This window comes from Tengunoibacter tsumagoiensis, assembly GCF_003967535.1.
GTDB lineage: Bacteria > Chloroflexota > Ktedonobacteria > Ktedonobacterales > Ktedonobacteraceae > Tengunoibacter > Tengunoibacter tsumagoiensis.
In genome coordinates, this window is the sequence record NZ_BIFR01000001.1 from 4,376,055 (window position 1) to 4,389,932 (window position 13,878).

Annotated in this window: 10 protein-coding genes; 8 read left to right on the forward strand and 2 right to left on the reverse strand. The window is 50.3% G+C overall.

The window, feature by feature from the left end; all coding sequences use genetic code 11:
* Positions 1 to 176: 176 nt before the first annotated feature.
* Positions 177 to 371 carry a helix-turn-helix domain-containing protein gene (locus EL628_RS17160; RefSeq protein ID WP_126581140.1) on the forward strand — a complete coding sequence of 65 codons (195 nt, stop codon included), beginning with the start codon at positions 177 to 179 and terminating at the stop codon, positions 369 to 371.
* Between the two features lie 149 nt (positions 372 to 520).
* On the opposite strand, the gene EL628_RS17165 is transcribed toward EL628_RS17160, so the two are convergent.
* Positions 521 to 1,687 carry an aminotransferase class I/II-fold pyridoxal phosphate-dependent enzyme gene (locus EL628_RS17165; protein ID WP_126581141.1) on the reverse strand — a complete coding sequence of 389 codons (1,167 nt, stop codon included), beginning with the start codon at positions 1,685 to 1,687 and terminating at the stop codon, positions 521 to 523.
* A gap of 261 nt (positions 1,688 to 1,948) precedes the next feature.
* Between EL628_RS17165 and dhaK the strand changes: the two genes are divergently transcribed.
* From dhaK to EL628_RS17185, 4 genes are all read left to right on the forward strand, one after another.
* A complete protein-coding gene (dhaK, locus tag EL628_RS17170) occupies positions 1,949 to 2,950 on the forward strand; it encodes a dihydroxyacetone kinase subunit DhaK (protein ID WP_126581142.1) in 1,002 nt (333 codons plus the stop codon).
* A 338-nt stretch (positions 2,951 to 3,288) separates the two neighbouring features.
* Complete coding sequence (locus tag EL628_RS17175; protein WP_126581143.1) at positions 3,289 to 5,781, forward strand: BACON domain-containing protein; 2,493 nt, start codon at positions 3,289 to 3,291, stop codon at positions 5,779 to 5,781.
* An 18-nt stretch (positions 5,782 to 5,799) separates the two neighbouring features.
* Positions 5,800 to 6,693: a hypothetical protein gene (locus tag EL628_RS17180; RefSeq protein WP_126581144.1), complete on the forward strand. Its 894-nt coding sequence runs from the start codon at positions 5,800 to 5,802 to the stop codon at positions 6,691 to 6,693.
* Positions 6,694 to 6,831: 138 nt separating this feature from the next.
* A complete protein-coding gene (locus tag EL628_RS17185; protein WP_126581145.1) occupies positions 6,832 to 7,131 on the forward strand; it encodes a hypothetical protein in 300 nt (99 codons plus the stop codon).
* An 81-nt stretch (positions 7,132 to 7,212) separates the two neighbouring features.
* Here the strand turns inward: EL628_RS17185 and EL628_RS17190 are convergent, their stop codons facing one another.
* Positions 7,213 to 8,334: an NADH:flavin oxidoreductase/NADH oxidase gene (locus EL628_RS17190; RefSeq protein WP_126581146.1), complete on the reverse strand. Its 1,122-nt coding sequence runs from the start codon at positions 8,332 to 8,334 to the stop codon at positions 7,213 to 7,215.
* A gap of 250 nt (positions 8,335 to 8,584) precedes the next feature.
* Between EL628_RS17190 and EL628_RS17195 the strand changes: the two genes are divergently transcribed.
* From EL628_RS17195 to EL628_RS17205, 3 genes are all read left to right on the forward strand, one after another.
* The gene (locus tag EL628_RS17195; RefSeq protein ID WP_126581147.1) at positions 8,585 to 9,337 is read left to right on the forward strand and encodes a J domain-containing protein; all 753 of its coding nucleotides are present in this window, start codon (positions 8,585 to 8,587) and stop codon (positions 9,335 to 9,337) included.
* 118 nt (positions 9,338 to 9,455) lie between these two features.
* Positions 9,456 to 10,025 (forward strand): general stress protein, encoded by a 570-nt coding sequence (locus tag EL628_RS17200; protein WP_161975565.1) that lies wholly within the window; start codon positions 9,456 to 9,458, stop codon positions 10,023 to 10,025.
* A gap of 448 nt (positions 10,026 to 10,473) precedes the next feature.
* Entirely contained in the window at positions 10,474 to 13,743 is a 3,270-nt protein-coding gene (locus tag EL628_RS17205) for a S41 family peptidase (protein WP_126581149.1), read from the forward strand.
* The last annotated feature ends 135 nt before the right edge of the window (positions 13,744 to 13,878 follow it).

The following is a 13,878-nucleotide window of genomic DNA, read 5'->3' on the forward strand; positions in this document are numbered from 1 at the left end:
TTAACGTAGTAAAAAATAACTACTACTTTACTCGCATTAGACATTGTAGTACAATGCTACCACAATGTTTTCTTACACTTTTTCTGTAAGAGGGGCGGGCATAGCTTCTATCATACATACGCGGTTCGATCGAAGCTGTTCGCCAGTAAAAGACATAAAAAAAAAGGAGTCTAGTCGTGAGTGAACTTTTAACCGTGGCAGAAGTTGCCGAAATTTTGCGTGTCGATGATACCACTGTTCGTCGTTGGGTCAAACAGGGAGCATTAGATGCGGTCATCCTCCCCCATGTCAATGAGCGACAAGCGTATCGCATCAAACGCGAGACCCTTAATCGTGTCCTTAGCGATTCTATCAACCCGACCAAAGCTTAATCATTCGCCACTATATCGAAAAATTTCAATATAGTGGCGAGAAACATGAAGCGAAACACCCGGGATTGAAGGAGCTCCCCACTGGCATGCGTTCAGTTGAAAGCGGTATTCAACTGGATAATAGCCAGTGGGGAGCTCCTTTTTTAGTGCTAGCGTTGTAACTGGCTCAGGCGTTCTTTGACCTGCAACAGTGTCTCATCGTGTTTACAGAACGAGAAACGCACATATTTCGCTCCAATATGGGCGTGCTGTGCACTATAAAAGGTCTCAGGAGGGATACAAGCCACTCCAATCTTACTGATGAGATGGCGTGTAAATTCCATCGGCGTTTGATTGGAGAGCGCCGAAAAATCAGCCATAATAAAATATGTTCCCTCTGGCCGCTGATACTGTAACCCCGTCCCCTCCAGGGCAGCGCTTAAAAGATCCAATTTGCGCTCATACATGGCCTTAAATTCCTGATAAAAGCTATCTGGCTGATTCAGCGCATACGCAACAGCCTCTTGTGTTGGGTGGTGCACTGCAAAGGTAATAAACTGATGTGCCCGTCCAGCTGCATCAACGAGATCAGGCGGACCATACACCCAACCGATCTTCCAGCCCGTAGCGCTAAAGACCTTCCCTGCACTGCTAACCGTAATCGTTCGCTCAAACATCCCTGGCAAGGTGGCAATCGGTGTATATCGGGTCTGACCAAACGTCAGGTGCTCATAGACTTCATCGGCGAGGACGATCACATCGTGTTCTTGACAGAGATCGGCAATCAGGCTCAACTCCTGCGGCGAAAAGACGCGACCAGTTGGATTGTGGGGAGTATTGAGGATCAAGAGCCTGGTCCTGGAGCTAAAAGCCGCTCGCAGTTCAGCAGGATCGAAGGTCCAGGTGGGAGGATGGAGTGGCACAAAGACAGGAGTGGCATTGGCCATCAAAATATTGGGAACATAGGAATCGTAGAATGGCTCAATGACAATAACTTCATCGCCCGGATCAACAAGGCCCAGAATCGCAGCAAAAATCCCTTCGGTAGCTCCTGAGGTCACAATCACGCCTCGGGCAGGGTCGATTGAAAGCTGATAAAAACGGGCGGCATGGTCTGCCACTGCCTGGCGAAGTGAGACGGTTCCAGGCCCCGGGGCATATTGATTGAGGTTACCAGCCTGTAATGCCTGTGCAAAGACGGCCAGGATCGCTGGTGGAGTATCAAAATCAGGCTTCCCCTGACCCAGATTGAGCGCCTGATGCTCCTGAGCCAGAGCATTAATCTCGGTAAAAATAGTCGTCCCAAACGTCTCGACACGGTGAGCAGATCGTGACATCGCGCAACTTCTCCATTCCGTTGGTCATCGCCACTCGCAGGCGATCTTCTTTTCTGGGCTGCGAACAGGGCGAACGCCCCATGTGCTATGCTAATAATCATAGCATACCATTCGCGCTGGAAAAGAACGTTTCTGTACAGTAAGCAGCTTTATTCGTAGCTGAAGAGCTATTGTCATAGCGCCATTTGCTAGATTATAGCTGGTGTAAACAAGTGATTCGACCAATGCTAGTAGGGATTCTCCTGGCAGAAGGGTAGAGATATGAAGAAGCTTATCAATCAACCAGATGATGTCGTTCTCGACTCCTTACGCGGGGTACAGGCGCTCCACTCCGATCTCCTTAAAGTAGATCTCGAAAATCAGATTATTGTACGCGCTGATGCGCCCATTCAGGGAAAAGTAGGAATCCTCTCAGGTGGAGGAAGTGGACACGAACCAATGCATGGCAGCTTTGTTGGACGCGGAATGCTGGATGCGGCCTGTGCGGGGGCAATTTTTGCTTCCCCTGCACCTTATCAGATGTTAACAGCAACCCATGCCATCAATGGAGGCACAGGGGTCCTCTATATCATTAAAAATTATACTGGCGATATACTGAACTTTGAGATGGCCGCAGAGCTAGCAGCAACCGAAGGTATACAGGTTGAAAGCGTCACCACCAACGATGATGTCGCAGTCCAGGATAGCCTCTATACCGCTGGACGACGTGGCGTTGGTGTCACCGTTCTGCTTGAAAAGATCGTTGGCGGCCTGGCTGACAGCAAAGCCCCGCTCTCAGCTGTAGCTGCACTCGCTCGCAAGGTCAATGCCCAGGGACGCAGCATGGGGATGGCTTTAACCTCCTGTACGGTCCCTACAGCCGGAAAACCGACCTTTGTGTTAGGGGATGATGAGATGGAGATCGGTATCGGCATCCATGGCGAGCCCGGTCGCAAACGCATGAAACTTGCTCCGGCTGCTCAGATTACTGAGCTCCTCGCCAATCCGATTATTGAGGATCTCCACCTTAAGGCTGGAGAACAGGTGCTGGCCTTTGTCAATGGTATGGGTGGAACGCCACTGATCGAGCTCTATATCGTCGCCAACGAGCTTAACAGAATCCTCACTGGCAAACAGATCAAGATTGTACGCTCTCTGGTGGGAAACTATATCACATCGCTTGAAATGGCCGGCTGCTCAATTACACTTCTTCGCATGGATGATGAGATGCTGCGCTATTGGGATGCGCCAGTTCTGACCCCGGGGCTACGCTGGGGCATCTAATCCACCCGTACGGGCAGTTCATTCACAGAACCTGTTGAGTTGATTGAACTTGCCCGTACTCCTCTTAAAGAGATTTATCGGTTAACACAAGAAATAGACAATACCGTCTATTTCTTTTTGCTGTATAACAAATCTATAGTAGCTACACTTCAAGAAAGATTATTCTCAATAATCCCACATACTACGTAAAAAAATCCATCATAATATTTAATACTATTTTAATTGACTAGCATATTTGATCTATGTTGTAGTAGTCTCTAGCAACAGAAACAGAAAAGAAGAGGTAGGCCTGGAGGATACTACTGGTTCTTTTACATTGGGGTGGAGATTTGAGCAGCATGAGAATATGTCTACGTTGTGGTGAGGAGACAAGCGATACTGTCTTTTGTGATATGTGCCAGGTTGAATTATATCAATCTTCTTTACAACAAAAAAATACATATGATACCCTGCCCGCTGTCACCAACTCTTCTGGAACAGCACTATCGGCCTTACAGGAGCGCCTGGAAGAGCTATCAGAGGGTATAGAGGCTCCTTCATCAGTGATGCAGCCTCGCCACAGATCCGCGAAGCAGGATGGTGTTGAAGCAACAACACAGTCAGCATACCAGAGAGGTTGGCGCTTTAAACTATCAAAACGGCGCTGGCGCTGGTATTTTGGCGCTCTGGTACTGCTGGCTATTCTGGGTCTTGGCATAGATGGTCTCTTGATACTCCTGGGGTTTACTCATCATCAGAGCACAAGGGTTCTACCAGCCGATCAACCAGTACTTAGCCTTCAGCCAGCACAGGCAGTGGCAGGGCAATTAGCACTCATCCACTTCAGTCATTTTCAGCCTTCCTCGCATGTCTTCGTCAATCGCGATATTGAGCAGCAGGTACGGCTCGATCAGGTAACGCCAGTGGTGAGCGTTGGGAAGGATGGAGCAGCCGATGTTCATGTCTTAATCGGAGATGATTGGGGAGCTGGTATGCACTTTCTCCAGGCAGAAGATCTCCAGACACATTATACTGCCAGCGCGGCGGTGCAGATTATCGGATCGGGGCCCGCACTTCCACCGCAGCTTCAGGTCAGCAAAAATAGCATCAATATGGGCTCTGATGAAGTGGATAGCAACTCTTTTCAAGCGCTCACCTTACAAAATAGCGGTGGTGGAACCATCAGTTGGAGCTCCGTAAGCGATCAGAGCTGGCTTCAATGTACGCCTCAACAGGGGCTATTTAGCCAACAGCAGGAGATAACTATTGCTACCAGTCGAACTGGTCTTGTCGCTGGCAGCTACCATGGTCAAATTACGCTTATTGCGAGTACCGGGGTGAAGCTAGGTATACAGGTGATCATGCAGGTACAGCCGCATAGCCAGCCTCTCAATGGCTTTCTCGCCGTAACTCCTCCGGTCAGGGCTTTTACGGCCAACGATGGCGAGGCCGATCCCCTATCTCAGACGGTGACTATAAAAAATCCTGGTTTGCAATCCTTACACTGGTCCGCCAGCAGCAGTGCTCCTACTGTGACGACGGATCTTCAATTCAATATTTTTGCTTCAACTCATTGGCTCGATCTCCAGCCAGACTCAGGCACGCTTGCACCAGGAGCCAGTGTGGCTATTCATATACAGGTACACAGCCACCTTCTCCTCCCGGCTCTCTACAGTGGAACTATCATCTTCAGCGGAGACCAGAAGCTAACGCTGAAGCCAGAGGCCGTTGCAATCTCGCTCAATCTTCAGCCACGCTGTGGGCTTACCCCTGAGACAGGTACGCTCTCATTTGTGATGAATGCAGGACAAAAGCAACCCGCCAGCAAGTCAATAACCCTTCAACCAGGTCTGGCCTGTCAGAGCGCCAGTGCATGGCAGGCCTTTGTCCCGGTAGACTGGCTCTCTCTGGCACCAGCAGATGGCATCCTCACCCCTACTCAAAACGTGCAGACCTTTGTCAATATCAATAGTGGAACGCTAGCAACCGGGGTATATCATGCCTCCATCGTCTTCTTAACCAATCATCGCTCACAGACGCTCGAGGTGCAACTCACTATCACTCCACCTTTGACAGGTTCTGGAACACCAGACACATCTGCTCGTCAGCCTACACCAGTCGCTAGAGAGCAGCCAGATGGAGGAGGACCGCCTGACGGTACAGCTCAGCCAACAGTCAACAATACGGCGACGACTAACCAGGCAGTCTTCGAGATAGCACCAACCGCTCTGTCGTTTCATATGGATCAGGGCCAATCCAATCCTGAGCCTCAATTGCTTCTCCTGAACAATGATGGTGGTGGGAGCATCCATTGGCAGGCGTCCACTCGTGCCTCCTGGATAACCCTGGCTACGAATACGGGGGATCTTCAAACATCACAGACACTCTCGGTTGGAATTACGGCGTCCGGGCTGGAGACTGGAAGCTATACAGGACAGATTACATTTGCTGCCCTGGACGAAACTGGTGCCACTATCACCAACCAGACAATTACAGTGACGCTTCAGCTTCTTACTCCCTGTAGTCTGCAGGTAACGCCAACAAGTCTCGCCTTTAATGCCTCTCTCTTGCAACCCAATCCAGCAGACAAGAAGCTAACGCTGACAGAGACGGGTGATTGTGGACGGCCAATTACATGGAGTCTTAGTCAGGATAGTGCCAGTCAGGCCTGGCTGGTTCCTTCTGCCACTACTGGTAGCGATACAGGGATGGGGGCCAGTCTGACAGTCCATGTCAAGACCTCTGGCATGGTATTGGGTACTTATAAGGGGCAGATGACTCTCACAGCGACAGATAGGAATGGCCAAGCAAGTAGTCAGATCGTTACCGTAACCTTAACCGTTATTGGCTAGAAAGAAAGGGAAGGCCCGATGCCCAAAGATACTGAGCAGCAGCACGCTATGCAGCAATACGAACAGATTGTCAGCACCGTTTTCACTTGCCGCAGCGTGGTCAAATATAATTTGAGCTTGAGCGAAGACCAGAAAAAAGAACTTTTGGATGAGATCGATATTTCTCTCGATATCCTGCGCACACATATCATTCCCGAGGCAGGTAGCAAACCTGCCACCAGCAAAAAAACGGCTCATGCCGCAACATCAGTCAATGCGGCTATGAGAGTTCCTGACGACCAGATAGACGAATCGATGCAAGCACATCACACACTACAGTCGCTCTATCGTATGTATTACATTTTTCTCGATACGAACCAGTCGACAAATATCAATACCTTTATAGAGCGCTTTAATGGTATTATGTCAACTATTACCAACGTTCAATATACCATGGAACAACACTACCGTGGCTATTCAGCCCATTCCGCACATGAACCAATCGATGAGCAGTTAAAGATGGTGAGCGTCTTTGTGGCTGACCTCTACTATATCTTTATGGAGTTTCTTCGTGGTCTCTCCGATGTCCTCCAACACCATCATGTTCAGCTTGAAACAGAAAAACTCGCGTTCTTTTCTGATGAAACACAAAAGCAGCAAGCGCCATCCCCTAAACAAGAGAAAAAAGAGCTCATGCCACTCTTCGGAGCCTATCGTGCACATCAATTAATCAATGAACAGCGCGGCCACATGGCCGCACGTATCAGCGATGCAACCGTCTTTATAGAATTTCTTAAAGAACAGCTAGAGAAGAAAACATCAACCAGGGAGGAAGTTATCCACCGCCTTCATACCATGAAACGTCTTCTCTACGATCTCTCAATTATCCTGGCAGACTATGAAAAGGCCTCATCCACTCTGTTCTATACCTAGTCTTTTTTCTATCCATACGACCAATTTATCACACAAAGAAGTGCTATATGAAACTGCGAAGGTGAAACCAGATCGAGGGCTGAAGCTTATTATACAGAGAGGAGCAAACGCATCCACTGCTAAAAAGAGAGGGAAATTATGAATACACTGTCTATTGGCCATGCTGAGCTCTATATTTATCCAGAGAAAGTCTCATCCCACGATACCATTGTTTCGCCACAAAGGATCGATGTCGCGAACCAACAAGAGTTGATTGAGGTCCTGAATATGATGCCTGCTGAGACCAGTTTTAGTGTGCTACTGGTCATGAATGAATGTGTGGTGGGGAACGGAAAATATTTCATGACACATGAGACGGTCACGATCCTCCATGAATATGGAGCCTGTGTTGGTTTCCTGATCAAACCTCTGGCACTCTTGAGAGAAGCCAGACAGTAATGTAGGACTACAGAGAAAAGTGCCCCTGCCTCTGAGAGACAGGAGCACTTTTTTGCGCTCGGGCTGATGAGCGATGGTGGCCTAACGCTTGGCGCGTTCGTACTGACGAGGCCAGGCAAAATTATAGTTGAGGGCTCTGGCTGCATGGAGTGGCCAGTAAGGATCGCGCAACAACTCGCGGGCCAGGAAGATCAGATCTGCCTCGCCGCGCTCCAGGATTGCGTTGGCCTGTTCAGGCTCTGTAATCAGGCCAACAGCGCCAGTAGCAATCTGCGATTCCTCACGAATAGCATCTGCAAACGGAACCTGATAGTTCGGGGCGAGAGGAATGGTCGCGGTAGCCACATTTCCACCCGATGAGGTATCAACCAGATCAGCCCCATGCTCTTTCAGTGCACGCGAGATCTCTACTGTATCAGCAATCGTCAGACCTCCTTCGGTCCAATCGCTCGCTGAGAGCCGAACAAACACTGGCAACTCTTGTGGCCAGGCAGCTCGTACTGCATCTGTGACCTCGAGCAGGAAGCGCATACGGTTTGAGAGAGAACCTCCATAGCTATCCTGACGGTGATTCGACAGTGGTGAGAGGAATTGATGGAGCAGATAGCCGTGGGCAGCATGGATCTCGACAATCTCAAAACCGGCTGCTAAAGAGCGCTCAGTGGCACGCTTAAAGCTCTGGACGACCTCAGCAATCTCTTCTGGGGTGAGTTCTGTTGGCAGAGGATAATGAGGAGCAAAACGCTCTGCACTGGGTCCAATGGTGATCCATCCACCCTCTGAAGCTGGCACTTCACCGCTTCCACTCCATGGCCTGTACGTAGAAGCTTTTCTGCCTGCATGCGCAAGCTGGATCGCCGGACTAGCTCCATTGGCGCGAATGAAGGCTGTAATACGCGAGAGTGCCTCGATATGTTCATCATGATAAATACCAAGATCCTGAGGCGAGATCCGTCCACGAGCCTCGACTGCTGCGGCCTCAGTCATCACAATCCCGGCCCCCCCCACTGCCCGGCTCCCCAGATGGACCAGATGCCAATCAGTAGCGAAACCATCTTCAGAGGAATACTGACACATAGGAGCAACTGCAATGCGATTGCGCAGCGTTAACCCTCGTAAAGTCAATGGTCGAAATAACGCTACTGTCTGCTCTTCCTGAGCAACTTTATTCTGGTCACTATACGTTTCGATATGCGTTTGCATTAGAAAAGTCTCCTGAATTTTTTCGAGTGCGCTTAAGCATTTTACAAAGGCTCCTGTGCATTTCTGATCTAGCTCGCTGCATTGCTACCATCTACACAAACATTCTCCTGAAAAGATTTATTCCAACCACCTTAAGACACCTGCACATTTGCACCTATCGCGTATAGTGGAGAGTGATAAAAAGAAAAAGCCTGGAAAAGCGGGCCGCTATCGCAATCGCAAAACACAGAGTTGGTGAGAGGAGTACGCCATGCCCAAAAAAAAGGAGATTGAGGACTATTATACCTTGCTTGGTATTCCGACAGATGCCTCTACAGAAGTCATTAAAAAGGCCTTTAAACGCCTGGCCTTACGATATCATCCCGATGTTTATAAAGGGAGTGATGCTGAAGAGAAGACCCGTCTGCTCCTGCTTGCATACCAGACGTTGAGCGATCCTGAGAGACGACGCAGCTATGATCGCAGTCTGGGTCAGACTACGACCAGTCATGGATCAACGGCAACAGACCAGGGCTCCCACGCGCCCGAACGCCCATATGCCTTCCCGCCCCTACCAGACCATCAGCCCGCGCAGCTCGATCTAGGTTCGCTTACGTATCTTCTATCTGCCCATGAAGCTCGTCGTCTCAAAGAGGATGGCATGCTACGTGGCGCTAAAGTTCCATCGGCAACCGATCTCTATTACTGCCATCGCTGTCATCACCAGTGGCAAAGCGCCACAAAGCCTGCTCTCTGCCCCCATTGTCAGGCCCGCGACTGGAATGAGTATCTTCTTCTGCGTTGCCAGCACTGCCATGCCGTCTTTGAAAGTGAGCAGATTCGCTATGAGATCGGCTCTCTCCAATACGGAGATGGCGCACTCTGTCCACCTTATGAGCTCTTTCCACTCTGTCCCCAGTGCGGCAAATCCCAGTGGTGTCCAGCTGAAGAGACACGCCTCTGGCATATTCGTGATCGAGCAGAACGTATCGCTAAATGGCGACGGCGTTTTGGGCTCGTATGATCTCTTTGCTCTAGCTGGCCTGCCCCCTGCAACTATTTGGTTCTATGGAGAGTGACACAAGAAGATGTGTTACAGCAGGGAGCGAGCGTGTGAACAGCGAAGGCGAAAGGAGCCTATCATGTCAGAAAAGAGAGTGGTTGTGGGCGTTTTTGCAGATAACAGCCAGGTTGAGAAAGTCATCCAGGAACTGCGTATACTCGGACTACAAGAAGATCAGATTGGGGTACTTGTCCATAATGAAGAGGATCTCAAACAGGTTCAGGGGGATGCACAGAAGACAGTGCTAAAGGACGATAAGTCAAAAACAGGCGCTGTAGCAGGCGGGCTCGTTGGTGGCGTCCTCGGCGCAACCTTTTCATTGCTTATCCCTGGTGGCAGTAGTACCGCTATGGCGGTTGGCAAAGCCTTAACCAGTGCCGCCGGTGGGGCTGCATTAGGCGCAACCGCAGGTGGCCTGCTTGGTAAATTGCTCAAAGCTGGAGTACCTGAAGAGGATGCTCCATATTATGAACATGAACTGAAAGCCGGTCATATCGTCGTTATCGCACAGGCAGAGAAGCAGCCTCTGGAGATCTATCACATTTTTGAACAAAATCAAGCAAGCTCTGTTAGACCGTTGGCAGAAGAGGAAGATCCGGAGTCAACCATTAAACTGAAGGCTCAGAATACCACCGATACTCAGAAATAATATCGCACTACGGTCGTGGTCGTCATAGTGGCTATGGAAATAGAACATCAAGCGGGCCGATGCTTTCTACGCTCGTTTACGGTGGCCACGGCGACCTCTCCGCCCTCTTGCACCTCAACTCATTTCCTCTTCTACGAGAGCAGGAACGCCCCAACCATACAGGCTCAGGCATCAGGCATACAGGGAAATGTGCTATACTTTTGGAAAAGATGGCTGTTAACATGTGGTAGTTGTGTTCTCCTGAAGCCGTAGAGAAGAAGAATCTCCCCCTTTCCTCCACTCCGGTTCAAGTAAGATATGGAGTGCGTTTAGGGCACCTGGAGCTTTTGAGTAATGCTGTGATACAATACATTTCAACTTATCGCCGTAAAGATCAGGTGCTACGGCCATGCGCAATCAGTACTGAACTGCGTACACTTCCTTCTAGTACGCTGGTGAAGGAGTAACTATGGCATCGCAAGGGTATGTGCGTTTTCCCACTCTCTCGCAAGATCGTATCGTCTTTGTCTCCGAAGACGATCTCTGGTTAGTCTCCAGTCAAGGGGGTCGTGCAGAGCGTCTGACGGCAGGCGTTGGCGAGGTCTCATCTCCACGATTCTCACCCGATGGATCACAAGTTGCATTTGTGAGCTCTGAAGAGGGCCCGCGAGAGGTCTATTGTATGCCCTCTCAAGGAGGCCCTGCCAGACGGCTCACCTTTCAGGCTGGTGGGCATTGTCAAGTTCTGGGCTGGTCGCTGAATGGAGAGGAGATTCTTTATGCAAGTAATGCAGGACAATTCTTTTCCCGCCTTGAGGTCATTTATGCCATTAACGCCCAGGGAGGCTTGCCTCAACAACTGCCCTTTGGCATGGCCAATGCCATCTCATACAGCCAGCAAGGGAAAGTAGTTATTGGGCGCAATACAAGCGATATCTCCTACTGGAAACGATATCGTGGCGGGACAGCCGGCCATCTCTGGTGCGATACACAGGGAAATGGGGAATTTAAACGCCTCTTACAACTCAGCGGGAATATCGCTGATCCCTGCTGGATTGATGAACGTATCTACTTTATCTCAGATCACGATGGCATCGGCAATCTGTATTCCTGTACGGCAGAGGGAGAAGACCTGCGCCAGCACAGCTCGCAAACAGAATTCTATGCCCGCCACCTCTCTACCGATGGCAAACGGCTGGTCTATGCCTCTGGTGCGGATCTCTACCTCTATGACCCACAGAGTGCTGATCCTCCTCGCCAGCTCCCACTGCAATTGCCAAGTCTGCGAACTCAGCGTAGCCGCAAGTTTGTGCATGCAGCAAGCTATCTAGATACCTATGCTCTTCATCCACAGGGCTATGCATTGGCCCTTACGACGCGAGGCAAAGCCTTTACCATGGGCAATTGGGAAGGGCCAGTCCTGCAACATGGCGAGGCTGATGGGGTACGTTATCGCTTCCTGGAATGGCTCAATGATGGGAAGAGACTTCTGGCCGTCCATGATGCGCCTGGGCAGGAAGAACTTATTGTGTTCCACCCTCAGACTGCGGAGGGGGCAAAAACATATCCAGAGCTGGCCTTTGGTCGAGCCGTCAGCCTGGTCATCTCACCATTGGAAGACAAGGTCGCGATTACCAATCATCGCAACGAGCTCCTGGTCGTGGATCTTGAGAAACGAACCCTGACCATTATCGATCGGAGCCGGGCCTCACTCATCGATGGCGTAGCCTGGTCACCTGATGGACGCTGGCTGGCCTATGGCTTTGCCATTAGCCCACAGAAGACTGCCATCAAACTTGCACACCTGGACAGTGGCCAGACCCATCAAATCACGAATCCTGTCCTACAAGACACCAGCCCGTCCTTTGATCCTGAAGGAAAATACCTCTACTTCTTAGGCAAACGCGTCTATAATCCTGTACGCGATCATCTTCACTTCGATATGAGCTTCCCACGTGGTGAAAAACCCTACCTCATTCTGCTTCAAGATGATCTCCGCTCGCCATTTATTCCAGAGATGAAGGTCCCCGGAGACAAAGAGGAGCGCCGCTCAGGGAGCAAAGCAGAGGCAACCGAGAACGCTCAAACAGACGCAGAAACGCCACCTGAAGAGAATGATCCACGAGGCCCTGCCATGAGAATTGATCTGGAAGGGATTACAGAGCGTATTCTCCCCTTCCCTGTCCCTGAAGGGCGGTATTATGGAATCCTGGGTATCAAAGGGAAGGTCCTCTTCCTGGGCTTCCCTGTGAGTGGCCTGCTTCCTGAATATTCTTCAAATACTCGTGGTTATCTTGATCTCTACGATTTTGAAAATTATAAGGTTGAACACATTCTAGAGAATGTCTCAACCATCGAGCTCTCTCGTGATACCAAAACATTGCTCTATCGTGCTCATTCGCGGTTAAGGGTTCTAAAAGCAGGTGAGAAGCCGCCCCGTTCCGATCATGGCGATCGCCCTGGCCGCGAGAGTGGCTGGATCGATCTCCAACGCGTCAAAGTTGCCGTTCATCCAGCTCTCGAATGGAAACAGATGTTCGCCGAGGCCTGGCGCTTACAACGCGAACATTTCTGGGATGAGGATATGCTCGGGATTGACTGGGATGGGATCTATGCACAGTATGCACCATTAGTTGAACGCGTCTCCTCTCGCTCAGAGCTATCAGATCTCCTGGGTGAGCTCCAGGGCGAACTTGGCACATCCCATGCCTACGAAAATGGTGGCGATCTACGCCGGGGTCCATACTACTATCAAGGCTCGCTTGGCGTAGATTGGAGCTATGATGCCGAGCATAATCGCTATCGTATTGCACGAATTATCAAAGGAGACCCATCCGATCGCCGCGCAACATCGCCCTTTACGATGCCAGGTCTTCATGTCAAAGTCGGAGATGCAGTGCTCGCCATCAATGGACAACGCCTGGTAGCTGGCCGGACCCCTCAGGAGCTGCTGGTGAATCAGGCCGGACAGGAGGTTCAGCTCACTATTGAAGATGGACAGACCGGAGAGAAACGCGTGATTGTCGTCGAAGCCCTGCGCAATGATATGACTGCACGCTATCGCGAATGGGTCGAGAGTAATCGGCGCAGGGTTCATGAGATCTCCGGGCATCAGGTGGGGTATATTCATATCCCCGATATGGGGAGCCGGGGCTACGCTGAGTTCCATCGCGGTTTTCTCTCTGAATATGATTATCCAGCGCTTCTGATTGATGTGCGCTGGAATGGTGGTGGCAATGTCTCCAGCCTGCTCCTGGAAAAACTCGCACGCAAGCGGATTGGCTATGATTTTCCACGCTGGTACGATCCAAAACCCTACCCTGTCCAATCACCACGAGGTCCAATGGTTGCTCTTACAAATGAGCATGCAGGTTCCGATGGGGACATCTTCTGTCATAGCTTTAAGCTTATGGGTCTGGGGCCATTGATTGGTATGCGCACATGGGGCGGCGTGATTGGCTATACCTATCGTCATCAGCTTGTCGATGGTACTGTGACAACTCAGCCCGAATATTCTTCCTGGTTTAAAGATGTCGGCTGGAATATCGAAAACTATGGAACTGATCCAGATATCGAGGTAGATATTGCTCCACAAGACTATGCTCATCTGGCCGATCCTCAATTGGATCGAGCCATTGCTGAAGCCCTGCATCAGATCGAGATCCTGCCAGCCCTCGAGCCTAATCCAGGCGAACGCCCCTACCTGGGACGCAAACGAACGATAGCAGACAAAGAGTGAAAAGACCTTGTTGTCGCCCTCTGTATAGCAGATACAGAATGAAGTCCGCGACACTTTTGTGACACTTTCATGATATGTTTGCAACATCCTCCTTTTATACTCTCTCTTAGAGAAACTCTACAGTGTATAAAAGGA